General features: G+C 66.3%; 23 protein-coding genes and 3 tRNA genes. 18 read left to right on the top strand and 8 right to left on the bottom strand.

Annotated elements, in window-relative coordinates; translation table 11 throughout:
• Positions 1-10: 10 nt before the first annotated feature.
• Positions 11-955: an AEC family transporter gene (locus JL37_RS11785; protein ID WP_043544279.1), complete on the bottom strand. Its 945-nt coding sequence runs from the start codon at positions 953-955 to the stop codon at positions 11-13.
• A gap of 27 nt (positions 956-982) precedes the next feature.
• Positions 983-1,876: a DMT family transporter gene (locus tag JL37_RS11780; protein ID WP_043544276.1), complete on the bottom strand. Its 894-nt coding sequence runs from the start codon at positions 1,874-1,876 to the stop codon at positions 983-985.
• A gap of 110 nt (positions 1,877-1,986) precedes the next feature.
• On the opposite strand from JL37_RS11780, the gene JL37_RS11775 reads away from it, so the two are divergent.
• Positions 1,987-2,436 carry a GNAT family N-acetyltransferase gene (locus JL37_RS11775; RefSeq protein WP_369798545.1) on the top strand — a complete coding sequence of 150 codons (450 nt, stop codon included), beginning with the start codon at positions 1,987-1,989 and terminating at the stop codon, positions 2,434-2,436.
• A gap of 155 nt (positions 2,437-2,591) precedes the next feature.
• On the opposite strand, the gene JL37_RS11770 is transcribed toward JL37_RS11775, so the two are convergent.
• Positions 2,592-2,676 (bottom strand) — tRNA-Leu (locus tag JL37_RS11770).
• A gap of 190 nt (positions 2,677-2,866) precedes the next feature.
• Here JL37_RS11770 and JL37_RS11765 point away from each other — a divergent pair.
• Positions 2,867-3,478 carry a tRNA-uridine aminocarboxypropyltransferase gene (locus JL37_RS11765; protein WP_043544275.1) on the top strand — a complete coding sequence of 204 codons (612 nt, stop codon included), beginning with the start codon at positions 2,867-2,869 and terminating at the stop codon, positions 3,476-3,478.
• Positions 3,479-3,584: 106 nt separating this feature from the next.
• Here JL37_RS11765 and JL37_RS11760 read toward each other — a convergent pair.
• Positions 3,585-3,669 (bottom strand) — tRNA-Leu (locus JL37_RS11760).
• A gap of 228 nt (positions 3,670-3,897) precedes the next feature.
• Between JL37_RS11760 and rnr the strand changes: the two genes are divergently transcribed.
• The 12 genes from rnr (at position 3,898) to JL37_RS11700 (ending at position 16,537) form a co-directional block, all read left to right on the top strand.
• Positions 3,898-6,372 carry a ribonuclease R gene (gene rnr, locus JL37_RS11755; RefSeq protein WP_043544273.1) on the top strand — a complete coding sequence of 825 codons (2,475 nt, stop codon included), beginning with the start codon at positions 3,898-3,900 and terminating at the stop codon, positions 6,370-6,372.
• A 142-nt stretch (positions 6,373-6,514) separates the two neighbouring features.
• Positions 6,515-7,252, top strand: coding sequence for a 23S rRNA (guanosine(2251)-2'-O)-methyltransferase RlmB (gene rlmB, locus JL37_RS11750; RefSeq protein ID WP_043544271.1), 738 nt, complete (start codon positions 6,515-6,517; stop codon positions 7,250-7,252).
• 59 nt (positions 7,253-7,311) lie between these two features.
• Complete coding sequence (locus tag JL37_RS11745) at positions 7,312-8,556, top strand: cystathionine gamma-synthase family protein (RefSeq protein ID WP_043544270.1); 1,245 nt, start codon at positions 7,312-7,314, stop codon at positions 8,554-8,556.
• 56 nt (positions 8,557-8,612) lie between these two features.
• The gene (locus JL37_RS11740; protein WP_043544355.1) at positions 8,613-9,293 is read left to right on the top strand and encodes a Fe2+-dependent dioxygenase; all 681 of its coding nucleotides are present in this window, start codon (positions 8,613-8,615) and stop codon (positions 9,291-9,293) included.
• Positions 9,294-9,646: 353 nt separating this feature from the next.
• Positions 9,647-9,919, top strand: coding sequence for an HU family DNA-binding protein (locus tag JL37_RS11735; protein WP_003812968.1), 273 nt, complete (start codon positions 9,647-9,649; stop codon positions 9,917-9,919).
• Between the two features lie 154 nt (positions 9,920-10,073).
• Positions 10,074-10,149, top strand: a tRNA-Val gene (locus JL37_RS11730).
• 257 nt (positions 10,150-10,406) lie between these two features.
• A complete protein-coding gene (locus JL37_RS11725; RefSeq protein WP_043544268.1) occupies positions 10,407-11,213 on the top strand; it encodes an energy transducer TonB in 807 nt (268 codons plus the stop codon).
• A gap of 1 nt (position 11,214) precedes the next feature.
• Complete coding sequence (locus JL37_RS11720; protein WP_043544266.1) at positions 11,215-12,198, top strand: MotA/TolQ/ExbB proton channel family protein; 984 nt, start codon at positions 11,215-11,217, stop codon at positions 12,196-12,198.
• Complete coding sequence (locus JL37_RS11715; protein WP_043544264.1) at positions 12,198-12,683, top strand: biopolymer transporter ExbD; 486 nt, start codon at positions 12,198-12,200, stop codon at positions 12,681-12,683. The genes JL37_RS11720 and JL37_RS11715 overlap by 1 nt, the downstream gene beginning before the upstream one ends.
• Positions 12,684-12,747: 64 nt before the next feature.
• Positions 12,748-13,419 (top strand): response regulator transcription factor, encoded by a 672-nt coding sequence (locus tag JL37_RS11710; RefSeq protein ID WP_043544263.1) that lies wholly within the window; start codon positions 12,748-12,750, stop codon positions 13,417-13,419.
• 77 nt (positions 13,420-13,496) lie between these two features.
• Positions 13,497-14,612, top strand: coding sequence for a HAMP domain-containing sensor histidine kinase (locus tag JL37_RS11705; RefSeq protein ID WP_231570332.1), 1,116 nt, complete (start codon positions 13,497-13,499; stop codon positions 14,610-14,612).
• On the top strand, positions 14,609-16,537 hold the full coding sequence (locus JL37_RS11700; protein ID WP_043544260.1) for a potassium transporter Kup: 1,929 nt from the start codon (positions 14,609-14,611) through the stop codon (positions 16,535-16,537). The genes JL37_RS11705 and JL37_RS11700 overlap by 4 nt, the downstream gene beginning before the upstream one ends.
• Before the next feature lie 263 nt (positions 16,538-16,800).
• Here the strand turns inward: JL37_RS11700 and argG are convergent, their stop codons facing one another.
• A complete protein-coding gene (gene argG, locus JL37_RS11695) occupies positions 16,801-18,138 on the bottom strand; it encodes an argininosuccinate synthase (RefSeq protein ID WP_043544259.1) in 1,338 nt (445 codons plus the stop codon).
• A gap of 95 nt (positions 18,139-18,233) precedes the next feature.
• Complete coding sequence (locus JL37_RS11690) at positions 18,234-19,157, bottom strand: LysR family transcriptional regulator (protein WP_043544258.1); 924 nt, start codon at positions 19,155-19,157, stop codon at positions 18,234-18,236.
• 98 nt (positions 19,158-19,255) lie between these two features.
• Here JL37_RS11690 and JL37_RS11685 point away from each other — a divergent pair, with 98 nt between their 5' ends.
• The 4 genes from JL37_RS11685 to JL37_RS11670 all read left to right on the top strand — a co-directional run bounded on the left by JL37_RS11685 (position 19,256) and on the right by JL37_RS11670 (position 22,256).
• Positions 19,256-20,122 carry an amidohydrolase gene (locus tag JL37_RS11685; protein WP_197064596.1) on the top strand — a complete coding sequence of 289 codons (867 nt, stop codon included), beginning with the start codon at positions 19,256-19,258 and terminating at the stop codon, positions 20,120-20,122.
• Between the two features lie 69 nt (positions 20,123-20,191).
• Positions 20,192-21,145 carry a tripartite tricarboxylate transporter substrate binding protein gene (locus JL37_RS11680; RefSeq protein ID WP_043544256.1) on the top strand — a complete coding sequence of 318 codons (954 nt, stop codon included), beginning with the start codon at positions 20,192-20,194 and terminating at the stop codon, positions 21,143-21,145.
• A 4-nt stretch (positions 21,146-21,149) separates the two neighbouring features.
• Complete coding sequence (locus JL37_RS11675) at positions 21,150-21,680, top strand: carboxymuconolactone decarboxylase family protein (RefSeq protein WP_043544255.1); 531 nt, start codon at positions 21,150-21,152, stop codon at positions 21,678-21,680.
• A gap of 12 nt (positions 21,681-21,692) precedes the next feature.
• A complete protein-coding gene (locus JL37_RS11670) occupies positions 21,693-22,256 on the top strand; it encodes a DUF4286 family protein (protein WP_043544253.1) in 564 nt (187 codons plus the stop codon).
• A 178-nt stretch (positions 22,257-22,434) separates the two neighbouring features.
• Here JL37_RS11670 and argF read toward each other — a convergent pair whose 3' ends face one another.
• Both argF and JL37_RS11660 read right to left on the bottom strand, forming a co-directional pair.
• Positions 22,435-23,373, bottom strand: a complete 939-nt coding sequence (gene argF, locus JL37_RS11665; protein WP_043544354.1) for an ornithine carbamoyltransferase — start codon at positions 23,371-23,373, stop codon at positions 22,435-22,437.
• Positions 23,374-23,428: 55 nt separating this feature from the next.
• Positions 23,429-24,610: an aspartate aminotransferase family protein gene (locus JL37_RS11660; RefSeq protein WP_043544252.1), complete on the bottom strand. Its 1,182-nt coding sequence runs from the start codon at positions 24,608-24,610 to the stop codon at positions 23,429-23,431.
• Positions 24,611-24,775: the final 165 nt, after the last annotated feature.

Genomic DNA, 24,775 nt, shown 5'->3' with positions numbered 1-24,775 from the left:
GGAATCGGGCTCAGGATAGCGGGTGCGCGCTGACCCAGGCGACGAGCAGGCTGACGGTCAGCACCGACGCGACGGTGCTGACCAGGATGGCGCGCGAGGTCACGCGCGCATCGCGCCCATACATCGAGGCCAGCATGAAAGGGCCGGTGCCGATGGGCAAGGCGCTCATCAGCACGGCGGTCCAGGCCCACATGGGCGGCATGGGAAATACGTAGAAGGCCAGCACCGCGGTCACGGCGGGCTGCAGCAGCAGCTTGCCGGCAACCAGGCGGAATACGCCCGGCCCGGAACTGGATGTTTCGGTCTGCGCCAGGAACAGCCCGATCGTGACCAGCGCGCAAGGACTGGCGGAGGCTCCCAGCAGCGACACGTAGCGGTCCAGGCCCTCCGGCAGCTCCAGCCCGGTAAAGGCCCATCCCAGGCCCAGCAGCGGGGCAGCCAGCAGCGGATTGCGCATCAGCGCGCGTCCCACCTTGAGCAGGGTGGCGCGCAGGCTGGGCGCCTGCTGGCGGTCGAACTCGATGAGCGCGATGGCGAAGCCGAACAGCACGCTGGCGGTCATCAGGGTGGTGAAGGTGGCGGGCGCCAGGCTTTCCGCGCCGAACAGCGCCAGGCATAGCGGGATGCCCATGTAGCCGGCGTTGGCGTAGGAGGCGGCCAGGCCCTGGATGCTGCGGTCGGTCAGCGCGCTCTGCGTGCGCCGGGCTCCCAGGAACGACGCCAGGAACGTGGCGGCGATGCCGCCCGCAAATGCGGCGATGAAGCCCCAGTGGGCCGTCTGCGCCAGGTCCACCTGCGTCATCGCGCGAAACAGCAGCGCGGGCAGCGATAGATAGACGACGTAGCGGTTCAGCGCGTCGGTGGCGGCCGGGCCCAGGATGCGCCAGCGGGCGGCCAGCCAGCCGGTCAGGATCAGGGCGAAGACCGGCAGGGCGGCGGTAATGACGGCGTTCATGGATATGCTTGCGGGAGGGCGCTCATTCTAGCGCGCGCCAGCGGGCTTTGCGCGTGTGACGAGCAGGATGCCGAAGGCCGCGAGGGCCATGCCCGGCCACGCCAGCGCGGGTATGGGTTCGTCCAGGATCGCCAGCGCGATGACGGCCGTGCAGGGAGGAACCAGGAAGAACAGCGCGGACACCCGCGAGGCTTCGCCGTGCCGGATCATGGTCAGCAGCAAGGTAATGGCCACCAGCGAATTGCCCACGACGAGATAGGCGAGCGACGCCCAGAGCGGGCCCGTCCATTCGATGCGCATCGGCTCCAGCCAGAACGCCAGGGGCGCGGTGGCGGCCAGGCCGACCGCATACTGCACCAGGTTGGAGGCGACGGGGTGGGTCTGCGTGCCAAAGCGCTTTTCGTACAGCGTGCCGCCCGTGATGCACAGCAGGGCGCCGACGGCAAACAGCAGGCCCAGCGGCGACAGCACGTCGATCGACGCCTTGGCGACGATCACGAGCGCGGCGCCCGATACCCCCAGGCCCAGGCCGGCCCAGCGCCGGGCGTCGACCCGCTCTTGCGCGATTGCGGGCGCCAGCAGGCCGATCAATATGGGCTGCAGCGAGGTGATCAGCGCGATTCCCCCGGCCGACATGCCTTGCTTGAGCGACAGGTAGGTGAAGCAGAAGTAGCCTGCCTGCAACAGCAGGCCGACCATCGCCAGATGGCCCCAGGCGGCGGCGCCGCGCGGCAGCGGCGGGCGCACGAGCAGCAGCACGGGCGTCAGGATCAGGACCACGCAGGCATAGCGCAACGCCAGGAACGTCATGGGGTCGGCGTAGGCCAGCCCGACCTTGAGCACGACGAAGCCGCTGGACCAGAGGAGCAGGAAAAGCGCGGGAGCGGCTTTCAGCCAGGCGGGGGGAGCGGCGGGCGGCATGTCGGGGCACGGGCAGCGTGGGCAAGCCGCGATCGTACCCCCTTTTGAGCCATCTTCATCCCTGCGAAAATGCGGCGTAGGATTCTTTTATTCATTTGCTGCACGCGAGGATGGACATGTCGACCAACAAACAAGCAACGGTGCGTATCGCCCTGGGAACCTGGGACCGCCTGCGGGAGGACGCTTATTCGGTGCGCCACGAGGTGTTCGTCGTCGAACAGAAAGTGCCGGCCGAAATCGAATTGGACGATGACGACGCGGTATCGGTGCACGCCGTGGCTTACGGCCCCGACGGCACGCCGATGGGCACCGGGCGGCTGCTGCCCGATGGCCATATCGGCCGCATGGCGGTTCACAAGCAGGCCCGGGGAATGGGAGTGGGCGGCCAATTGCTGGACGCCCTGATCGAGCAGGGCCATGGCGACGGCCACCGCATGCTGGTGCTGCACGCGCAGACGCACGCGGCGGGCTTCTACAAGGCCCACGGATTCAAGGTGGAGGGCGAGGAATTCGTCGAGGCCGGCATTCCCCACGTGGTCATGACTCGCGTGCTGAAATAGGGCGCGGGTTCGCCAGGCTGCGCAGGGGCGGCCTGGCGTATCGATGGAATAGGGAAGGCGCCGCGCAAAAGCGCGCGGACAAAGAAAAAACCCCGGACGCTTTCGCATTCGGGGTTTTTCTGGCGCATCACGCAGGTACCTCGTGATGTAATAATTGGTGCCCAGGAGAGGACTCGAACCTCCACACCTTGCGGCACATGGACCTGAACCATGCGCGTCTACCAATTCCGCCACCTGGGCTTTACTTTCACTTCTTTTACTTCATTCTCTGCCGTGCCTTGCAGTTCGCTTCGCTGTCGCGTTGTTTCGTGTTCAGCAGCAGAGGAACGAGATTATGCACACTTTTTCTGAAGTGTGCAAGTCGCGTGGCTTTTTTTTAACTTTTTCGATGTGGGCGGGCTTTTTTCGACTTTCGATATAGTGTCGCCCCATGCCTCGCCCTCTTTGCACGCGCTGCCTGCGCCCCCGATCGCACTGCCTGTGCGAGCTGATCCCCTCGCTTTCCTGCCGCACCCGCCTGGTGGTGCTCCAGCATCCCAGCGAAGCGCGCCATGCCTTGAACACCGCCCGGCTGACCGTGCTGGGCCTGGCCGGCGCGCGCCGCGTGGTGGGCGAGCATTTCTCGCCGGCCGACTGGGCGGAGCCGGGCCATGCGCCGCGCCTGCTGTTTCCCGGCGAGGATGCCGAGGTGCTGTCGCCAGGTTATGGGCGAGATCTGGGCATGCCCATACAGCTGATCGTTCCGGACGGCACCTGGGGGCATGCGCGCAAGCTTCTGCACATCAATCCCGGGTTGGCGGCCTTGCCGCGCGTGATGCTGCCCGCGGGGCTGTCCACGCGCTACCGGGTCCGCCATGCCGACATGCCTGGCGCCTTGTCCACGATCGAAGCCGTCACGCATGCCCTGAACGCCATCGAGTCGCCGGACAATTTCGATGCCTTGCTCAAACCGTTCGAAGCGCTGATCGACGGACAGATCGCCGGGATGGGCGCGGATCTGTATGCGCGGCACCACTTGAATCGCAAAGTGCCCTGGCGTTGAGGGCAGGGGCGGCCGAAAAAGCGAAAGCCCCGAAAACCTTGCGATTTTCGGGGCTCTTTAGCCGTTGCTATCAAGACGAAAAAGCCTGGTCTTGATTGGAATTCCGTGGTGCCCAGGAGAGGACTCGAACCTCCACACCTTGCGGCACATGGACCTGAACCATGCGCGTCTACCAATTCCGCCACCTGGGCACTGAGAGATACTGTCAGAATGATGTGATACGCTGCGGCTCTGGTTGCATCGGTTTAGTTAAAACACATTAACTAAATTATGCGCTCAGGGTGCAGTTGGATTTACAATCCGGGTTTCAAATCCGAGTTTTAAATCCGGGTTTCAAATCCCTTCTGACCATTTTCTGCTTCAGTGTTCAGCCTTGGGCGAACCACAGAAGCTGCGCATTATATACGGAAATTTTAGCTTTGGCAAAACGATCGAATAACGAATCGAATAACAACAGATCAACATCCTTGCCCGAAGCGCCGCCGGACTTCGATCCTGATGTACCGTCTCGTGAAGCCATCCTGAAAGCGCTGCGTGCCGCGGGCTCGCCGCTGTCTCCGGTGGAGCTGGCCGAGCGCATGGGCATCGAGCGCGCCGCAACGATGGTGGGATTCGAGCGCCGGCTGGGCGCGATGGAGCGCGACGGGCAACTGATGCCCAACCGCAAGGGCGTGTTGCTGCTGGCCACCAAATTGGATTTCATCGCCGGCAAGGTACTGGGGCATCGCGACGGCTTCGGCTTCCTGCTGCGCGACGACGGCGGGCCGGACCTGTTCCTGTCGCCGCGCGAAATGCTGAAGGTGCTGCATGGCGACCGCGTGCTGGTCAAGCCCACGGGCGAATACCGGGGCAAGCCGGAAGGCACCATCGTCGAAGTCATCGAGCGCCGCACCAACAAACTGGTGGGGCGGTTCCTGCATGAGCACGGGCTGTCCATCGTCGTTCCCGAAGACCAGCGCATCAAGCACGACATCCTGATTCCTCCCAGCGACACCAATGGCGCCCAGCATGGGCAGGTGGTCGCGGTGGAAATCATGGAGCAGCCCACCCGCCACACGCAGCCGCTGGGCCGCGTGGCCGAGGTGCTCGGCGAAATCGACGACCCCGGCATGGAAATCGAGATCGCGGTGCGCAAGTTCGACGTGCCCGTCGAATTCTCGGAGGCCGCCCGCAAGCAGGCCGCGCGCCTGCCGGACGTAGTCAGGAAGTCCGATCTGAAGGATCGCATCGACCTGCGCGACGTGCCGCTCATCACGATCGACGGCGAGGACGCGCGCGACTTCGACGATGCCGTGTATTGCGAGCCCGTGGAGCTTGGCACGGGCCAGCGCAAGCGCCCCGGCTGGCGCCTGCTGGTTGCCATCGCGGACGTGAGCCACTACGTGCGCCCGGGCGATGCGCTCGACGACGATGCCATCGAGCGCGGCACCAGCGTGTATTTCCCGCGCCGGGTCATTCCGATGCTGCCGGAGTCGCTGTCCAACGGATTGTGCTCGCTGAATCCCGACGTCGACCGCCTGGTGCTGGTCTGCGACATGGTCATCCCGGCCAGCGGCGCCAAGGCCGGCACCGTCACGGCCTATCAGTTCTACAACGCCGTCATGCATTCGCATGCGCGCACGACCTATACGAACATCTGGGCCGCCCTGCAGCAGCCCGGCGGCCCGGCCGCGCACGCCATGCGCAGCGTCATGCCGCAGGTCCAGCATCTGTACGAGCTCTTCCAATTGCTCTCGCAGGGGCGCAAGAAGCGCGGCGCCATCGATTTCGACACCGTCGAGACCAAGATCGTCTGCAATGAGCTCGGCCGCATCGAGCAGATCGTGCCTTCCGTGCGCAACGACGCGCACAAGCTGATCGAAGAGTGCATGCTGGCCGCCAACACCTGCGCGGCCGACTTCATGACCCGCAGCAAGCATCCGGGCCTGTACCGTATCCATGAAGGGCCCACGCCAGAGCGCCTGCAGTCGCTGCGCGAATTCCTGCGCACGATGGGGCTGTCGCTGGGCGGCGGCGACACGCCCACGGCCAAGGACTACGGGGATTTCCTGGAATCGGTGCGCGGGCGTCCCGACTACCAGCTGCTGCAGACCATGTGCCTGCGCTCCATGCAGCAGGCCGTCTACAGCCCCGACAACATGGGCCACTTCGGCCTGGCCTATCCGGGCTACAGCCACTTCACGTCGCCGATCCGCCGCTATCCCGATTTGCTGACGCACCGGGTGATCAAGGCCTTGCTGGCAGGGCAGCGCTACGTGCCCAGCCTGGACGACCAGCCGGTCGTCATCGGCCGCACCCAGCGCGAGCACGAACACGCCATCTGGGAAAAGATGGGCCTGGTCCTGTCGGCCAGCGAGCGCCGCGCCGACGAGGCCTCGCGCGATGTCGAGGCCTGGCTCAAGTGCTGGTTCGTCAAGGAGCGCGTGGGCGAGGACTTCAGCGGCACCGTCACCGGCGTCGCCAGTTTCGGCATCTTCGTCACGCTGGACACCCTGCACGTCGAAGGGCTCGTGCATGTGTCGGAGCTGGGCGGCGAGTACTTCCAGTTCAACGATGCCTTGCACGAGCTGCGCGGCGAGCGCACCGGCATGCGCTACCGCCTGACCGACAAGGTGCAGGTGCAGGTGTCGCGCGTGGACCTGGAGGCTCGCCGCATCGAGTTCCGCCTGGTGCAGGGCACGAGCTTCGACGCGCTGCGCAAGGCGGCGGCCCGCGGGCCGGACGAGCCGGCCCGGCGCGTGAAGAAGGCCGCTTCCCCGAAGCCGGCCGCCCTGAAGGGCCAGACCGCCAAGGAACGGCGCGCCGAGGCCAAGAAGGCCAGCAAGCCGCCCAGGGCGTCCAAGGCTTCGAAGCGGGCCGCGCCCGCCAAGAAGGCAACGCACAAGCGCCATTGAGCTCTCCCGATGGCCCGGTCGCCGTCGGGCGGCCGGGCCATACGGCAAGCCATAAGGGGTAACATTGCGTTTATTGCCGGCCTGGTCCGGTGGCCCGCCCCGCTCTGGGGCGGGTATTCGTTTATCTAAAGGTATTGCATTTATGGCGTCGACCCAAGTTCTGGCCGGGTTTCACGCGGTTGTCGCGCGGCTGCGCCACGCCCCCGAATCGATCAGGGAAATCTATGTAGAGGCGTCGCGCCGCGACAAGCGGATGCAGACGTTCATCGAGCAGGCCGAAAGGGCGGGCTGCCGCCTGCATCCGGTGCCGATGGAACGTCTGGACGGCCTGGCTCGCGGCACCCGCCACCAGGGCGTGGTGGCGCTGGCGGACGAGCGCCAGCTGGCGGTGGGCGTGGACGAGGTGCTCGACGTGATCGAAGGCCCGCCGCTGCTGCTGATCCTCGATGGCGTGACCGATCCGCACAACCTGGGCGCCTGCCTGCGCACGGCCGACGCCGCCGGCGTGCACGCCGTCATTGCGCCGCGCGACCGGGCCGTCGGCCTGAACGCGACGGTGCAACGCGTGGCTTGCGGCGCGGCCGACACGGTGCCCTACCTGATGGTGACCAACCTGGCCCGCACGATGCGTAGCCTGAAGGACCGCGGCGTGTGGCTGGTGGGCACCGACGACCAGGCCCCCGACAGCATGCACCAGATCGATGCGCGCCAGCCGATGGCGTGGGTCATGGGCGCCGAAGGCGAGGGCATGCGCCGGCTGACGCGCGAAACCTGCGACCAGCTCGTGAACATCCCGATGCTGGGTTCGGTGGAAAGCCTGAACGTCAGCGTGGCCAGCGCCGTCTGCCTGTATGAAACCGTGCGCCAGCGCCGGTCCTGATTTGCCCGTTTCGATTCCCTGCTAGACAGCAGATCTTTTTCTTATCGCCTCAGCCCATCATGCACGAGAACGGCTTTACCACCACCATCCTCCATTCCGACCGCAAGCAATCCGTCGAGCACGGAGCGGTGCACAAGCCCATGCATCCCTCGTCGGAGTTCGCGTACGACGACGCGCGCGAGCTCGCCGCGGTGTTCCAGGGCAAGGCCGGCTTTACGTACGCGCGCCAGGGCACGCCCACCACGACCGCGCTGGAATCCAAGGTCAGCCAGATGGAGGCCGGCAAGGGCACGGTGAGCTTCGCGACCGGCATGGCCGCGCTGGCCGCCATCTTCACCACGCTGCTGCGCCGCGGCGACCACCTGGTCTCCAGCCAGTTCGTGTTCGGCAATACGAACAGCCTTTTCGGCACGCTGCAGGAACTGGGCGTCGAGATCACCTTCGTGGACGCGACGGATTCCTCGCAGGTGCGCGCCGCCATCCAGCCGAATACCCGCATGGTCTTTACCGAGACCATCGCCAACCCGGGCACGCAGGTGGCCGACCTGGCCGTGATTGGCGAGATCTGCCGCGAGAAGGGCCTGGTCTATGTCGTGGACAACACGCTGACCTCGCCCTGGATGTTCCGTCCCGCGTCCGTGGGCGCCTCGTTGGTGATGAATTCGCTGTCCAAGTACATCGGCGGCCATGGCAATGCGCTGGGCGGCGCGGTGACGGATACCGGCCTGTACGACTGGTCGGGCTATGCGAACATCTACGAAGCCTATCGCAAGGGCCCGGCCACCGGCTGGGGGCTCACGCAGATCAAGAAGAAGGGCCTGCGCGATATGGGTGGAACGCTGGCGGCCGAGCCGGCGCACCGCATCGCGGTGGGCGCCGAAACGCTGGCCCTGCGCATGGCCAAGCACTGCGCCAACGCGCTGGCGCTGGCGCGCTTCCTGGAAGAGCATCCTGGCGTGGCCAAGGTGCATTACCCCGGCCTGGCCAGCCATCCGCAGCATGCGCGGTCGGCGGCGCTGTTCGGTTCGCGTTTCGGCGGCCTGCTGGGCGTGGAGCTGGCCGATGGCGTGGACTGCTTCGACTTCCTGAACCGCCTGCGCGTGGTGCTCATGGCGACCCACCTGGGAGACACCCGCAGCCTGGCCCTGCCTGCCGCGCACACCATTTATTACGAGATGGGCGCGGAGCGCCGCAAGCAGATGGGCATCGCGGACAGCCTCATCCGCGTGTCGGTCGGCATCGAGGACGAAGCCGATTTGCTGTTTGATTTCGATCAGGCCCTGACCGGCTGTCTGAAGGGATAATGCGGCACGCGGGCGGCCTTGCGGCCCGCGTCCGCAACGCAAACGGGGTGGGGCGCATGCTCATTCAAATCGCAGAAATTTTCACGACGGAAGAGGCCGCGGAGATTCGGCGCCGCCTGGATGCGGCCGATTGGGTCGACGGCAAGGTGACGGCGGGCCATCAGTCCGCCGAGGTGAAGCACAATCGCCAGCTGCCGGAGCAGCATCCCCTGGCCCAGGAACTGGGCAACCTGATCCTGCAGCGGCTGGCCGGCAGCAACCTGTTCATGTCGGCGGCGCTGCCCCGCAAGATCTTTCCGCCGCTATTCAACCGGTACGAGGGCGGCGAGGCCTTTGGCTACCACGTGGACAACGCGGTGCGCGGCATCGCCGGCACCGCCGAGCGCGTGCGCACCGACCTGTCCGCCACGCTGTTCTTTTCCGAGCCCGATTCCTACGATGGCGGCGAACTCGTCATCGACGATACCTACGGCCCGCGCGCGGTGAAGCTGCCGGCGGGGCACATGGTGCTGTATCCCGGCACCAGCCTGCACAAGGTCAACCCGGTCACGCGCGGCGCGCGCGTTTCTTCCTTCTTCTGGATGCAGAGCCTGGTGCGCGAAGACAGCCAGCGCGCCTTGCTTCTCGACATGGACGTGGCCATACAGCGCTTGAACCAGGATGCCGCGGGGCATCCGTCGATCGTGCAGTTGACCGGGATTTACCACAATTTGCTGCGTCGATGGGCCGACGTCTGACGCAACATTGATGCGTCGTAACGCAGTGTCGCGCAAACGCCGAATTGCGCGTTTCTGTTTATTGCGAAAACGGCTAAAAGCTAGTATTGGCGCGGGTTATCGTGAGGTTTTCGCTTGACAGCCGCGCTACGCCAAGGCCTAATACACCTCTGCGTCGCTGACGGTTCGAAGGCTTATGCCATTGAATCCTAAGCGGCGCAGCAGTTTAAAAGTTGTGCTTTGCAGCGCAAGAAAAAAGTTTATCCACTGTCTGTTCGTCGTTTGTCGGGTCTTGCGTCTTTCGTGGCGTCCAATCATGACGGCCATGGACTGCATCTCCGGCAGACTCCACACCTTGTGAGGGGTACACCTGCATGAACAAAACCGAACTCATCGATCACATCGCCAGCAAGGCCGACATCTCCAAGGCTGCTGCCGGCCGTTCGCTCGACGCCCTGATCGGTGCCGTCAAGACCACGCTGAAGAAGGGCGGTACGGTTACGCTGGTTGGCTTTGGTACGTTTGCCGTGTCGGCCCGCGCCGCTCGCACCGGCCGCAACCCGCGCACGGGCGAAACCATCAAGATCAAGAAGGCCAAGGTGCCGAAGTTCCGTCCGGGCAAGGCCCTGAAGGACGCCGTCAACTAATGGACGGCAGGCAGGTCGCAGAGCGTTTTGCTTGCGATTTGCCGACAAGTGCGCGGTCCGGTATACTCCGGCCCGCGTATTGCTTTTGAGTGCCCCGGTTGGCAGTTGCTTGTACGGATTTTCGCGAATTTCGTCTTGAGGCTGCATCAAGAAAGGGTGCTTAGCTCAGTTGGTAGAGCGGCGCCCTTACAAGGCGTAGGTCACAGGTTCGACCCCTGTAGCACCCACCAAAAGCATTGCACTTCGCAGAAGACCCGCACACGTCGCCGTGGCGGGTTTTTTGTTTTGCGCGTCCCTTTTTTCGGCCAGTCCAGTCCTGCCGGGTTTGATCTCGATCAGCCGTGCAAGCTTTTCTCAGACGAAATAGGACGTGCGAATCATTCGCATTTAAGATATTATTATTGGCTTGTACCGGTCAGCCGGCGCCGCCCCGGCGTGCGCGTCTTTCTCCCGCGGGCCGGATAAGTCAATGCATCCTGGCTGATTCATGCCTAGTCTTCAACGCGGTTGGAATTCTTCGCGGTCTTCGTTCGGTATACGCGCTGCCGCTGGCTTCGCGGTTCTCGCGCTTCATGCTGCGGTGATCGGCGCCATCTTCATGGCGCCCGAGAACCGTCCCGAGCTGGAAGAGCCCGAGGCAATCATGGTGAGCGTGGTGGACGCGCCCATCCCCCAGATTGCCAAGGCGGAGCCCGCTCCCGAAGTGCCCCAACCTGTCACGGAACCGCCGCCCGAACCGGAACCCGAGATCGAGCCCGAACCAGAGCCGGAGCCCGAGCTCAAGCCGGAACCGGAGCCTGAACCGGAACCCGAGCCCGTGGTTGAAAAGCCGCCCGAGCCGGCGCCCAAGCCCAAGCCGAAACCCAAGCCAAAACCCAAGCCCAAGCCCAAGCAAGAGGTGAAGCAGGAGGTCAAGCCCGAAACGCCGCCTCAGCAAACGCCGCCCAGCGGCGCGCCGGAAGGTACCCAGGCTCCCCAGGGGCCGCAGCAGGGGCCGCCGCCCGATCAGCCGGTGCTGGTTTCCAGCATCGAATTCCAGGGCGCGCGTCCGATGCCGAATTACCCCATGGCTTCCCGCCGCATGCGCGAAGAGGGCAGGGTGGTGGTGCTGGTGGAGATCAATACGCAGGGCCTGGTCGAACGCGCAACCATCGATACGTCCTCGGGCTTCCCGCGCCTGGACGAGTCGGCGCTGACGGCCGCCCGCAAGGGCCGTTTCAAGCCTTATACCCGTAATGGCGTGGCCTATCCCGCCAAAGCCAAGATTCCGTTCGATTTCGTAATGAGGAACTGAGATGTCCAACGCACTGCATAGCGCCACCCTGGTGGCGCAGGCGACTACCAGCCCGGCCGCGCCGGCTGCCGCCGCTGCGCCCGCCGCCGCCGCCGCCGCCGCGCCCGCGCTTCCGCAAGCCGCCTCGGCGGTCGGCGAAGCGACTCAACAGGCTGCCGGCGCGCTCCAGCAGTCGGCCGACGCGCTGCACAGCGCCGCCGCCGCGCTGCCTGCCGCGCCCACGCCTGTCGCGCCCATCGCCACGCCCGACATGGGCTTTCTGCACTTCGTCGCGCAGAGCGACTTCGTGGGCAAGACCCTGTTCATCATCCTGATCCTGATGTCGCTGGTGACCTGGTACCTGATCCTGGTCAAGGCCGCCAGCAACGTCGCCATGCGCAAGCGCGCCGCGGACTTCCTGAACAAATTCTGGAACGCCAGCTCGCTAGAGCAGGTTGAAAACGAGATCGTGACGCACGGCGCGCGCGATCCGTTCTCGCACCTGGCCAGCCATGCCATGCATGCCCAGGCCCACCACAACAAGTTCGGCGCCACCAAGCTGGAAGAGTCCGGCAGCAACTCCGACTTCGTCACGCGCACCATGCGCAAGGTCATCGACGAAGAAACGGCCAAGCTGGAGAACGGCCTGACCGTGCTGGCCTCGGTGGGCTCGACGGCGCCTTTCGTGGGCCTCTTCGGCACGGTGTGGGGCGTGTACCACGCGCTGGTCGGCATCGGCCTGTCCGACGGCGTGACCATCAACCGTATCGCCGGTCCCGTGGGCGAGGCGCTGATCATGACGGGCCTGGGCCTGGCCGTTGCCATTCCCGCGGTGCTGGCGTACAACACCTTCGTGCGCAACAACCGCGTGTTCCTGTCGCGCCTGGATGCTTTCGCGCATGATCTCTTCGCGTTCCTGACCACGGGCCAGCAAGTCGCGCTGTCCGACGGCAAGGTGCGTGCCCTGCGCCGCCAGCATGGCGGCGCCCAACGCGGGAGCGAATAATGGCCTTTGGCAGCTTCGAGGGCAAAGGATCCGGAAGCCATGCGGTCTCCGAGATCAACATGGTGCCCCTGATCGACGTGATGCTGGTGCTGCTGGTGATCTTCATCATCACCGCGCCGCTGTTGGCGCACTCGATCAAGATCAACATGCCCCAGGTGGCCGCCGAGCAGATCGAGGAAGAGCCCAAGACGGTCGACCTGGCCATCGACGCCAGCGGCGCGCTGTTCTGGGATGAAAAGCCGGTCAACATCGACGACCTGCCCAACCGCTTCAAATCGATCGCCGGCACCAAGCCGCAACCCGAGATCCGCATCCGCGCCGACCAGAACACCCGCTACGAAACGCTGGCCAAGGTCATGGCTTCCGCGCGCCGTTCGGGCATGACGCGCATCGGGTTCGTCACCACCCCGCCTTCGGGCGGCGCGCCCGCGGGCGAGGCGGCTCCCGCCGCGGCCGGGGCTGCCCCGGCGCCGTCCGCGCGCTGAACGAATTCCGGCCGGGGGCGCACTTCGCGCCCCCTTTCGGCCGGGATCGCGCTAGAATCGCGGCATGCGAGTTCTGGTAATCGAAGACGACACCACCCTGGGCCATGCGCTCCAGGAATTCCTGGCCGACCAGGGTTATGCGGTCGACTGGCTGACCGAAGGCGACCGTGTCCTGGGCGCCCTGGCAGGCCAGCCGTATGACCTCCTGCTGCTCGACCTCAACCTGCCCGGCATGAGCGGACTGGACGTCCTGCGGCAATTGCGCCAGGACGGCAACCAGGTTCCCGTGCTTATCCTCACCGCCCGCGACGGCCTCGACGACCGCGTCGCCGGCCTGGACGCCGGCGCGGACGATTACGTTACCAAGCCTTTCGAGCTGCCCGAGCTGGCGGCGCGGGTGCGCGCCTTCGGCCGCCGCCGCGCCGGACAGGCTCAGCCCCTGATCGAAGTCGGTCCCTTGGTGTTCGACACAGTCGGACGCGAAGTCCGCGCCAACGGCCAGCGCCTGTCGCTGTCCGTGCGCGAGCTCTCGGTGCTTGAAATGCTGATGGCCCGCGTGGGCCGCGTCGTGACCAAGCGCCAGATCGTGAACTCGCTTTCCGCCTGGGACGCCGATTTCAGCGAGAACGCCGTCGAAGTCTACGTGTACCGCCTGCGCAAACGCCTGGAAGGCACGGGCGCCAGCATCCAGACCGTGCGCGGCTTTGGCTACATGCTGGATGTCGAAACGGCCTGACGGCTTCGCGGCCAGGCGGCGGCCGTCACATGCCGGCCGAGCGCATCCCATCGCCTGAGCAAGAAGGGCATCGCGCCATGACGCAGGAACGCACCTCCAACGCCCCCCCGGCTTCACGCCCCTTACTTCCCTCCCGTTCGCTTGCGCGGCATCTGGTCGTCCGGCTGATGCCGCCCATCCTGCTGCTCGTCCTGCTGGACCTGGCCGCTACCTGGGTCATCACGCACAAGATCGACATGTCGCTCTGGATGCTCGAGGACTTCTTCTGGCTGATGGTGGTGGGGCAGGTCGCGCTGATCGCGCTGTTCACCTGGGTAGTGGTGCAGGGCGTGCGCTCGGGCCTGCGGTCGGTGAACCATCTGTCCGAGGAGATCCGGCAGCGATCCATCGACGACATGCAGCCGCTGGAGGTGGCGGGCGTGCCGGTGGAGATCGAACCGCTGGTAACCCATACCAATGACCTTCTGCTGCGCCTGGACGCCTCGCTGGCGGCCCAGCGGCGCTTCATCGGCCATGCGGCGCACCAGTTGCGTACTCCCTTGTCCGGCCTGAGGCTGGAGTCGGAACTGATGCTGGCGCGGCCGCTGCCCGACGATGTGCGGGCAAGGGCCGAGCGCATCAAGGCGGTGAGCGACCGCATGATCCGGCTGGGCCAGCAATTGCTGGTGCTGGCCCGCGCGGATCCCAACGCCCGCCCGCAGGACAGTTTCGTGCGTATCGACCTGTGCGAATGGGTCCGGGCGCACGGCGCCGAATGGTTTCCCCGCGTGCGCGAAGCGCACTATGAGCTAGACCTGGTGGCGCCGGACGCGCCCATCTGGATCGACGCCGATCCCCTGCTGTTGGCGGAGCTATTGGGCAACCTGATCGACAACGCTCTGCGCTACGGCAACGCGACGGGCCGCATCACGCTGATCGTGGGCGCCAATCCGCCGTCCCTGACCGTCGAGGACGACGGCCCGGGGATACCGCCGGAAGAGCGCGACCGCGTGTTCGAGGCGTTCTACCGTTCGCCGACGGTCACGGCCGGCGGCTCGGGCCTGGGGCTGGCCATCGTGCGCGAGATCGCGCACGCGCACGGCGCCTGGTGGAAGCTCACCAGCCGTCCCGATTTTTCCGGCACACGGCTATCCGTTGTGTTTCCCGGCCCGCGCAAGGGGGCCCAACTCACTCGTCAAGAACCCACATCATGAGCCAGGATACCGTTGGCGCTCCCACCTCGGGCGGCGCCCACGCAGCAGGCGCGCACGCGCCATCGTCGCGGGCCGCGCTCATCCTGGGGGCGCTGGGCGTGGTCTACGGTGACATCGGCACCAGCCCGCTGTACACGCTGCGTGCCTGCCTTACCGGCCTGAGCGTGCACACCGACCTGGAGCCGCCGCATCTGCTGGGCGTGCTGTCCATCCTGTTCTGGATGCTGATGGTGGTGGTCTCGTTCAAGTATGTGACGCTGGTGCTGCGCGCCGACAACCGCGGCGAGGGCGGCACGCTGGCGCTGCTGGAGCTGGCGGTGCGCGCCCGCGAAGGCAAGCTGCGCTGGGTGCTGATCGTGCTCGGAATCTTCGGGGCCGCGCTGTTCTATGGCGACAGCATGATCACCCCGGCGATTTCCGTGCTGTCCGCCCTGGAAGGCATAGGCATCGTGTCGCACCAGCTCGACAACTGGGTCGTGCCGATCGCGCTGGTGGTGCTGGTGGCGCTGTTCGTGATCCAGTCGCACGGCACGGGGGCCATGGGCAAGCTTTTCGGCCCGGTGATGCTGCTCTGGTTCGGCACGCTGGCCGCGCTGGGGGGCTGGCAGATCTGGCAGACGCCGGAGGTGCTGGCCGCGCTGAATCCGATGTGGGGGCTGCGCTTCATCGTCGAATTTCCCTGGATCAGCTTCGTGCTGCTGGGCGCCGTGGTGCTGGCGCTGACGGGCGCCGAGGCGCTGTATGCGGACATGGGCCACTTCGGCCGTCCGGCGATCCGCAGGGCCTGGTTCAGCATGGTGCTGCCGGCGCTGACGCTGTGCTATTTCGGCCAGGGGGCGCTACTGCTGCGCGATCCCGAGGCCATCCGCAATCCGTTCTTCATGATGGCTCCCGACTGGGGGCTGGCGCCCCTGGTGGCGCTGGCCACCATCGCGACGATCGTGGCGTCGCAGGCGGTCATCTCGGGCGCATACTCGGTGACCCGCCAGGCGGTGCAGCTGGGCTTCTGGCCGCGCATGCAGATCCTGCACACCTCGGCCATCGAGAAAGGGCAGATCTATCTGCCGCAGGTCAACGCGCTGCTATTGTGCGCGGTGCTGGTCCTGGTGCTGCTGTTCCGCAATTCCGACAACCTGGCCGCCGCCTACGGCTTCGCGGTGACGGGCACCATGCTGACGACCTCGGTGCTGGCTTTCGCGGTGCTGCCGCGAGGCAGCACGGGCGTGAAGCGCATGGTGTGGTTCGTGGTGCTGGGCCTGCTGTTGCTGTTCGACGTGCTGCTGTTCTCCGCCAACGTATTCAAGATCCACGAAGGCGGCTGGCTGCCGCTGGTGGTGGCGATCGTGGTGTTCACCCTGATGATGACGTGGCGCCGCGGCCGCCGGCTGCTGTCCGAGATGCAGCAGCGTGACCGGCAGCCGCTCAAGGAATTCATGGCGCAGCTGGAGGAGTACCCGCCGTCCCGCGTGCCCGGCACGGCCATCTTCATGACGATGAATTCCGGGAACGTGCCGCCGGCGCTCCTGCACAACCTGAAGCACAACAAGGTGCTGCACGACCACGTGCTGTTCCTGACCATCCTGGTGGCGGACGTGCCCTATGTGTCGCCCGAGGAGCGCTTCACCGTGCAGAAGATCAGCGCCTCCAGTTGGCAGGCCACCATCAACTACGGCTTCAAGGAAGATCCCGACGTGCCGGAAGCGCTGCGCCTGGTGGCCGAGGCCTACCCCGAAATCGACCTGGAGCCGATGCGCACGTCGTACTTCCTGTCGCGCCAGACCGTGGTGGCGGCCAAGAAGCCGGCATTGTGGCGCTGGCGCCGCGCGGTGTTCTCCTTCATGGCCCGCAACTCCACTCGCAGCACCAAGTTCTTCAAGATCCCGGCCAACCGGGTCGTGGAGATGGGGATGCAGGTCGAACTGTAGGAATGGGTGCGGCGCGAGAGTTCTTAAGCTAGAACACCGCCCTTCAACGCGCGAAACCCATGCTGTTGCGAGCAGACGGTGGTTGATGGCGGCCTGAAAACAGTCTTTCACAACAGCATGGGTTTCGCGCGTTGGAGGGCGGCATTTTTGTGCGGAGGATCTCGCGCTTCACCCATCCTACGTTCCGCGAAATGGCTTTATCTTGGAACAGCCAAAAAAAACCCTCCGCTTGACGCCGCGGAGGGCTTTTTCGAAGGAGGCGATTACTTCTTGTTGGCGTCCTTCAGCTGGGGCAGCGAGGTGCCCGACGAGGCCAGCAGGCCCGTCTTCACGTAGGTGAACAGCTTCTCGCGCGTGTCGACGATGTCGAGGTTGCGCATGGTCAGCTGGCCGATGCGGTCCGCCGGGGTGAAGGGGGCGTTTTCCACCTTCTCCATGGACAGGCGCTCGGGCGCGTACGTGAGGTTGGGCGATTCGGTGTTCAGCAGCGAGTAGTCGTTGCCGCGGCGCAGTTCGATGGTGACTTCGCCGGTGATGGCGCGGGCAACCCAGCGCTGGGCGGTTTCGCGCAGCATGATGGCTTGCGGGTCGAACCAGCGGCCCTGGTACAGCAGGCGGCCCAGCTTGCGGCCGCTTTCGCGGTACTGTTCGATCGTGTCTTCGTTGTGGATGCCGGTGACCAGGCGCTCGTAGGCGATGAAGAGCAGGGCCAGGCCCGGGGCTTCATAGATGCCGCGGCTCTTGGCTTCGATGATGCGGTTCTCGATCTGGTCGCTCATGCCCAGGCCGTGGCGGCCGCCAATGCGGTTGGCTTCGAGCATCAGTTCGACCGGGTCGCTGTATTCCACGCCGTTCAGGGCGACCGGCTGGCCTTCCTCGAAGCGGACGGTGACTTCCTCGGCCTTGACGGCGACGTCGTCGCGCCAGAACGCCACGCCCATGATGGGCTTGACGATGCGGATGCCGGAGTTCAGGTGCTCCAGGTCCTTGGCTTCGTGGGTGGCGCCCAGCAGGTTGGAGTCGGTGGAATAGGCCTTTTCTGCCGACATCTTGTAGTCGAAGCCGGCCTGGCGCATGTATTCCGACATCTCCGAACGGCCGCCGAGCTCGTCGATGAAGCGCTGGTCGAGCCAGGGCTTGTAGATCTTCAGGTCCGGGTTGGTCAGCAGGCCGTAGCGGTAGAAGCGCTCGATGTCGTTGCCCTTGAAGGTGCTGCCGTCGCCCCAGATGTTGACGTCGTCTTCCTTCATGGCGGCCACCAGCATCGTGCCCGTGACGGCGCGGCCGATGGGGGTGGTGTTGAAGTAGGTGATGCCGGCGGTCGAGATGTGGAACGCGCCCGATTGCAGGGCGGCGATGCCTTCGGCGACCAGTTGCGCGCGGCAGTCGATCAGGCGGGCCTTTTCGGCGCCGTAGGCCATGGCCTTGCGGGGAATTTCATCGTAGTCGGATTCGTCCGGCTGGCCGAGGTTGGCCGTGTAGGCGTAGGGGACGACGCCGTTGTTGCGCATCCACAGGAGCGCTGCGCTGGTGTCGAGGCCGCCGGAGAAGGCGATGCCGACCTTCTGGCCGGTCGGAAGGTTCGGGAGGATAGTGGTCATTGTTCGAGGTGAGACGCCAACAGGACTTTGACAGCAGGCTTTGGCAGCAGACTTTGAAAGCCCCTAGCCGCCAAACAAGAAAAATCGGCCCTATTTTAACCCTTTTGGGCTGCGGGCCGGGGCGCAAACAGCGCGGGCACGTCCAGCTGGCGTATCAGCTGCGCGGTGGCGGCGGCCAGGCGCGTGGATGGCCGGTGGCGGGCGCTGGCCAGCACCAGGTCGTTGGTGATCGCCGGGCCGTGGATGTCGCAGAGAGACAGTTCATGTTCCGCGGCCGGGCCGCGCGCCGCCGAGCGCGGCAGGATGGCGTAGGCGTCGCCTTGGGCGGCCAGCTCGACGATGGTCTGGACCGCATCCACTTCGACGGCGATCGTCAGCCGCACGCCCTGGGCGCGGCACACGCTTTCGACCAGGGTGCGGATGGCGTTGGGCAGGCTGGGGACCACCAGCGGATAGTCCCCCAATTGCGCGACGGCAATCCGCGCAGGCAGGGGCGGGCGGTGTCTGGCCGCGGCCACCAGCACCAGCTCCTCGCGAAACAGCGACTCATAGGCCAACTGGGGCGAGGGGGCGGGGTCGTAGAGCAGGGCCAAGTCGACCCGGCCCGCCAGCAGCCATTCGCGCACCTGGGCGCTCAGCCCCTCGGCCACCGCGATGGAGGCGTCGGGAAAGCCATGGCGGAAGGCTTGGACGAGCGGCGGGGTCAAAACCCGCGCGATGCGGGGCGGCAGGCCCACCACGACTTTCCCGGTGGGGGTTTCGCGCAGGCTTTGCAGGTCTTCCTTGGCGCGTTCGGCCAGGGTCAGCAGCGCGCGGGCATGCTCCAGGAAGCGCAGGCCGGCTTCGGTGGGCTCGGCCCCGCGGCCGTTGCGGTACAGCAGGTGCTGGCCCAACTCCAGTTCCAGCAAGCGGACCTGCCGGCTGAGCGTGGGCTGCGCCACGTCCAGCATTTCGGCGGCGCGGGAGAAGCTGCGCCGTTCCGCCACCCGCAGGAAGTATTCGATTTGCTTCAGGTCCATCTGATATGCATTATTTCTATATCTGAAATCAAAGATATAGCATTGTTGGGCGGCCTGCAATCCGGGACGATGACGCTTTCACCCCTCTGGAAGCCGCCGTGCCCGATTGCCGTCCTCCGCTTGCATTGCCGTCCCGTCCCCGCTATGCCTTGCCGCCCGGGGCGTGCGACGCGCATTGCCACGTGTTCGGTCCGGCGGACGTATTCCCCTATGCGGAAGGCCGGTCCTACACGCCGCCGGACGCGCCGTACGCCGCCATGGCGGCGTTGCATGAACGCCTGGGCGTGGAACGCGCGGTGCTGGTGCAGGCCAATTGCCACGGCTCGGACCACAGCGCATTGCTGCACGCGCTGGCCGCAAGCGGCGGCCGCTATCGCGGCGTGGCGCTGCTGGGCGCGGATGCCGCCGAGGCGGACGTCAGGCGGCTGCACGAAGGCGGCGTGCGGGGAGCCCGGTTCAATTTCGTGCCCCACCTGGGCGGCGCGCCCGACCCCGCTGTTTTCGACCATGTGGTGGCGTTGATCGCGCCGCTGCGCTGGCATCTGTGCCTGCATCTGGACGGTGCGATGCTGCCGGAACTGCTGCCGAGGCTGGCGGCGCTGCCCATACCGTTCGTGATCGACCACATGGGCAGGCTCAAGGCGGCGGACGGGCTGGATTCGCCGGCGATGCGCGCTTTGCTCGGCCTGGCTGAGGTGCCGCAGGCCTGGGTGAAGGTATCGGGCATCGACCGCATTGCGTCCGGCCGCCGCCCATACGCCGAAGGCCTGCCCTTCGTGCGCGCCCTGGCGGAGGCCTTGCCCGAGCGCTGCCTGTGGGGCACGGACTGGCCGCACCCGAACGTGTCGGGAGACATGCCCGACGACGGCGAATTGGCGGACCTTTTGTTCCAGGCCTGCCCGGATGCGGCGCTGCGCCAGCGGATCCTGGTGGACAACCCGGCGCGGCTGTACGGATTTCAGTAGGTGGCGGTCCGCGCGGCCGCCATTCGGCGGCGCGCAAACGGTAAGCGAATTCCATAACGAGGAGACGTCATGTTCAAGAAAATGCTGTCGGCCGGCCTGCTGGGCCTGGCCGCCCTGGGCGCCGCCCATGCCGAGGGGCCGGTACGCCTCATCATCGCCTTTCCGCCGGGCGGTCCGGTGGACCTGGTGGGCCGCGTGCTGGCCGATCAGCTGGGCCGCGAGCTCAAGCAGCAGGTCATCGTGGAAAACAAGGCGGGGGCCAACGGCAACATTGCCGCGGCCTACGTGGCCAAGGCGCCCGCCGACGGTTCGGTGCTGTTCCTGACCAGCGTGGGCGCGGTGGCAATCAGCCCGGCACTGTACAAGGACCTGCCGTACGATCCCGCGCGCGATTTCGCGCCGGTGTCCAAGGTGGTGAACAACGCTACGGTGTTCGTGGTGAATCCGTCCAATCCGGCAAGCGACGCGGCGGACTTCGTCAAGAAGTCGCAGGCGGCCGCGCAATCGGTGGCGATCGGCTCTTCGGGCATCGGCAGCATTCCGCACCTGACGCTGGAAATGTTCGCCGACGCCAGCAAGGCGAACGTGATGCACGTGCCGTACAAGGGCGCGGCGCCGGTCATCAATGACGTGATGGGCAACCAGGTCTCGGGCTTTTTCGGCGACGTGCCCGGCCTGATCGGCCATATCCAGGGCGGCAAGCTGAAGGCCCTGGGGATCGCGGCGCCGACGCGCCATCCGCTGCTGCCGGAGGTCAAGACGCTGGCCGAGCAGGGCATCCCCGGCGTGGAGTCCAACAACTGGTACGGCATTGTGGCGCCGGCCGCCACGCCGCCGGCCACCATAGCCAAGCTTAACCAGGCGGTGCGCGCCGCGCTGGGAACGGAAAGCGTGCGCGCCCGCCTGGAAAAGTTCGGCGCCGAGGCCGCTCCCGGCAGTCCGCAGGAGCTGGCGGCGCTGATCGCGTCCGACCGCGAAAAGTGGACCGCGCTGATCCAGCGCAAGAACATCCGTCCGGAGTGATGCCATGAGCGCAAGCCGAGTCGCGCCCGTCGCGCCGGGCACCCGCGGTGAGCTGGCCGTGCTGGAAGAACGCATCGCCGCCGCGCGCGGCCGCATTTCGCCGCTGTACCAGGTGCTGCTGAACAGTCCCGCCGTGGTCGAGGGCTGGGAAGCCATGCTGACCGCCATCCGCCAGAAGACCTCGCTGCCGCCGCGCCTGCGCGAGCTGATCATCCTGCGGGTGGCCACGCTGAACCGGGCGCCCTACGAGTTCGAGGCGCACGTGCCGCATGCGCTGGCCGCCGGCATGCCGCAGGCGCTGGTCGAGCAATTGCGGGATGGCCCGGAGCCGGCCGCCGTGCGCGGACTGGCGGCAGGAGAGGCCGAGGTGCTGGCGCTGACGGATGCGATGACCCGCGACATCGAGGTGCCGGACGCCGTATTCGCGCCCTTGCGGGAGCGTTACGATGATACGCAGCTGGTCGAACTGGCGGCCACCGTCGGGGCATACAACATGGTGTCGCGCTTCCTGGTGGCGTTGCGCGTCGGGCATTGAAAGGAGAACAGGGTGCAGGAAACCGTATTGCTGGTGTCCCTGGGCGAGCGCTTCGACGAGCCGCGCGCCCGCGATCTTTCCGAGCGGCTGACGCATGGGCTGGAGGGCGCCCGCGTTTCCGCCTTCGCCGCCTTGGACGAGGAGGAAACCTACGTGTATCTGCGCGGGCCCACCGGCAATCTGCCGGAGTTCCAGGCCCGCCTGGCCGAAAGCTTCCCGGGCGCCCGCGCCCGGGTGCTGCACTTGACGCTGTATCTGCAGGGCGCGTCCGCCGGCGAGGATGCGCCATGGCACTACGTGGTGGAGACCGACGTGCTGCCCGAGGCGGAGGCCGACCTGAACGCCTGGTACGACCAGGAGCATCTGCCGGGACTGGCCTCGGTGCCGGGCACGGTGCGCGCCATGCGCTACGAGTGCAGGCACGAAGGGCCGCGCTACCTGGCTTGCTATGACCTGCGCACGCGGGACACCTTCGGCAGTCCCGCATGGCTGGCCGTGCGCGCCAGCGACTGGAGCAGCCGCGTGCGGCCGTCGTTCAGGAACACGCGCCGCACGATGTTCCGAAGAGTGCTGTAGGATGGGTGCAGCGCGGCAGTTCCTGCGCAAGAACCTAGATGCTCAACGCGCGAAACCCATGCGGCCGCGCGCAGACAGTGCCCGGCATCGGCCAAAAAAACAGTCTGCGCGCGGCCGCATGGGTTTCGCGCGCTGGAGCGCGGTGTTCTAGCTCAAGAACTCTCGCGCTCCACCTATCCTACACCTGTCCCAGCAGCAGGAATTCCATCAGCGCCTTCTGCACGTGCAGGCGGTTTTCCGCTTCGTCCCAGACCACGCTTTGCGGGCCGTCGATGACTTCGCCCGTGACTTCCTCGCCGCGGTGGGCGGGGAGGCAGTGCATGAATACGGCGTCGTCGGCGGCCGTGGCCATCATGTCGGCGTCCACGCACCAGTCGGCAAACGCCGCGCGGCGTTCTTCGTTCTCGGCCTCATAGCCCATGCTGGTCCAGACGTCGGTGGTGACGAGGTGGGCGCCCTTGCAGGCTTCCATGGGGTCCTTGAACTGGCGCAGCACCTTGTCGGACGGCGTGCCGATGCGCGAGGCTTCGAGTTCGTAGCCGGCCGGCGTGGACACGTGCAGCGTGAACCCCAGCATTTCGGCGGCCTGCAGCCAGGTGTAGGCCATGTTGTTGGCGTCGCCCACCCAGGCCACCGTCTTGCCGGCGATGGAGCCGCGGTGCTCGATGTAGGTGAAGATGTCCGCCAGGATCTGGCAGGGGTGGAATTCGTTGGTCAGGCCGTTGATCACGGGCACGCGCGAATGCGAGGCGAAGCGCTCGATGCGGGTCTGCTCGAACGTGCGGATCATGACGATATCGACCATGCGCGAGATCACGCGCGCGGTGTCTTCGATGGGCTCGGAGCGGCCCAGTTGCGAATCGTTGGAGGTCAGGTTGATGACCGAGCCGCCCATCTGGTACATGCCGGCCTCGAACGACACGCGCGTGCGCGTGCTGGCTTTCTCGAACACCATCGCCAGCGTGCGGTCATGCAGCGGCATGTGGGGTTCGTAGCGTTTGAACTTGTCCTTGATCAGGCGCGCGCGGTCCAGCACGTAGGCGATCTCGGCGGACGAAAAGTCCTTGAACTGCAGGAAGTGCCGCAACGGGCCGTTTTGAGTCGTGGGAGGAGTCATGGTGATGTCGCAGGTCATTGGGCCCGCCAGGCTCTTGGCCCGGGCGGGGCGTTGATTATGGTTGTTCGGCCAGGAATTGACGGATGAGGGGAACCAGGATGGCGACGATCCGGTCGGCTTCTTCCCGGTTCAGGATCAGCGGCGGCAGCATGCGGATGACGCGGTCGCGTGTGACGTTGATGAGCAGGCCGGCTTCCATGGCGCGCATGGCCAGGATGCCGCAAGGGCGGGCGAGCTCGATGCCCAGCATCAGGCCGCGGCCGCGGATATCGGTGACGCCGGGCGTGCCGGCCAGTTCCCTGGCCAGCGCATCTTTCAGGTGGGCGCCCACGGCATGGGCGTTGTCCAGCAGATTCTCGGATTCCAGGGCGTCCAGCACCGCGAGCCCGGCCGCGCAGACCAGGGGGCCGCCGCCGAAGGTGGTGCCGTGGCTGCCCGGGGTGAGGACGCCGGCGGCGGGGCCGGCGGCCAGCATGGCGCCGATCGGCACGCCGCCCGCCAGGCCCTTGGCCAAGGTCATCACGTCGGGACGGATGTCCGCCCACTGGTGGGCAAACCATTTGCCGGTGCGGCCGATGCCGGACTGCACCTCGTCGATCATCAGCAGCCAGCCGCGCTCCGTGCACAGGCGGCGCAGTTCCTGGAGGTAAGCGATGTCGGAGGGACGGATGCCGCCCTCGCCCTGGAGCACCTCCAGCAGCACGGCGGCCGTGCGCGGCTCGGCGTCTCCGGCGGCGCGCACGGCGTCCAGCTGGTTGTAGGGCACCTGGATGAAGCCCGAGGGCAGGGGTTCGAAGCCCTTGCGCGCCTTGTCGCTGCCCGTGGCCGCGAGCGTGGCCAGGGTGCGGCCATGCCAGGACGAGTCCATGGTGATGATGTGGGCGTGCTTGTTCCCCCGCTGGTAGGCGTAGTAGCGCGCCAGCTTGATCGCGGCCTCGTTGGCTTCGGAGCCGCTGTTGTTGAACGCGACCTCCTGCATGCCGGAGAGTTCGGTCAGGCGGGCAGCCAGGGCGGTCTGCTGAGGGACTTCGTAGATGTTCGAGGTATGGATGACGCGGGCGGCCTGCTCGCCGATGGCGGCCACCAGCTTCGGGTGGGCGTGGCCCAGGCAGGACACGCCGATCCCGGCCAGCGCATCCAGGTACTTGCGGCCCTCGGCGTCCCAGAGCCAGACGCCCTGGCCGTGCGTGAACGACACCGGCAGCCGGGCATAGATATTGGCCAGAGGCGAGCTCATCGCGGATCCTCCTGGGGGTATGGCGGGTCGAGCCGGGGCAGGCTCGCAACCGGACCCTCTCGCAGGCGCGCTTCCCAGGGGAAAGCGCTGTTTGAAAGAGGGCAAAGGATCAATCATATACAATTCGCGGCGCAGGGCGCATGTTTGATCACGCCGAAGATCCGG

The sequence above is a fragment of the Achromobacter sp. RTa genome, assembly GCF_000757485.1.
Classification (GTDB): Bacteria; Pseudomonadota; Gammaproteobacteria; order Burkholderiales; family Burkholderiaceae_B; genus Achromobacter.
The sequence above is the reverse complement of the archived record's forward strand: the minus strand, read 5'-3'. Positions and strand labels throughout refer to the sequence as shown.

Bases quoted from the DNA above. Each gene is read 5' to 3' on its own strand.
- JL37_RS11735 (WP_003812968.1), top strand. From the start codon at position 9,647: ATGAACAAAACCGAACTCATCGATCACATCGCCAGCAAGGCCGACATC.
- argG (WP_043544259.1), bottom strand. From the start codon at position 18,138: ATGACCACTATCCTCCCGAACCTTCCGACCGGCCAGAAGGTCGGCATC.
- JL37_RS11785 (WP_043544279.1), bottom strand. From the start codon at position 955: ATGAACGCCGTCATTACCGCCGCCCTGCCGGTCTTCGCCCTGATCCTG.
- JL37_RS11710 (WP_043544263.1), top strand. From the start codon at position 12,748: ATGCGAGTTCTGGTAATCGAAGACGACACCACCCTGGGCCATGCGCTC.
- JL37_RS11715 (WP_043544264.1), top strand. From the start codon at position 12,198: ATGGCCTTTGGCAGCTTCGAGGGCAAAGGATCCGGAAGCCATGCGGTC.
- JL37_RS11660 (WP_043544252.1), bottom strand. From the start codon at position 24,610: ATGAGCTCGCCTCTGGCCAATATCTATGCCCGGCTGCCGGTGTCGTTC.
- JL37_RS11705 (WP_231570332.1), top strand. From the start codon at position 13,497: ATGACGCAGGAACGCACCTCCAACGCCCCCCCGGCTTCACGCCCCTTA.
- JL37_RS11690 (WP_043544258.1), bottom strand. From the start codon at position 19,157: ATGGACCTGAAGCAAATCGAATACTTCCTGCGGGTGGCGGAACGGCGC.
- JL37_RS11725 (WP_043544268.1), top strand. From the start codon at position 10,407: ATGCCTAGTCTTCAACGCGGTTGGAATTCTTCGCGGTCTTCGTTCGGT.
- argF (WP_043544354.1), bottom strand. From the start codon at position 23,373: ATGACTCCTCCCACGACTCAAAACGGCCCGTTGCGGCACTTCCTGCAG.
- JL37_RS11745 (WP_043544270.1), top strand. From the start codon at position 7,312: ATGCACGAGAACGGCTTTACCACCACCATCCTCCATTCCGACCGCAAG.
- JL37_RS11765 (WP_043544275.1), top strand. From the start codon at position 2,867: ATGCCTCGCCCTCTTTGCACGCGCTGCCTGCGCCCCCGATCGCACTGC.
- JL37_RS11700 (WP_043544260.1), top strand. From the start codon at position 14,609: ATGAGCCAGGATACCGTTGGCGCTCCCACCTCGGGCGGCGCCCACGCA.
- JL37_RS11720 (WP_043544266.1), top strand. From the start codon at position 11,215: ATGTCCAACGCACTGCATAGCGCCACCCTGGTGGCGCAGGCGACTACC.
- rlmB (WP_043544271.1), top strand. From the start codon at position 6,515: ATGGCGTCGACCCAAGTTCTGGCCGGGTTTCACGCGGTTGTCGCGCGG.
- JL37_RS11780 (WP_043544276.1), bottom strand. From the start codon at position 1,876: ATGCCGCCCGCCGCTCCCCCCGCCTGGCTGAAAGCCGCTCCCGCGCTT.
- JL37_RS11775 (WP_369798545.1), top strand. From the start codon at position 1,987: ATGGACATGTCGACCAACAAACAAGCAACGGTGCGTATCGCCCTGGGA.
- JL37_RS11680 (WP_043544256.1), top strand. From the start codon at position 20,192: ATGTTCAAGAAAATGCTGTCGGCCGGCCTGCTGGGCCTGGCCGCCCTG.
- JL37_RS11740 (WP_043544355.1), top strand. From the start codon at position 8,613: ATGCTCATTCAAATCGCAGAAATTTTCACGACGGAAGAGGCCGCGGAG.
- JL37_RS11675 (WP_043544255.1), top strand. From the start codon at position 21,150: ATGAGCGCAAGCCGAGTCGCGCCCGTCGCGCCGGGCACCCGCGGTGAG.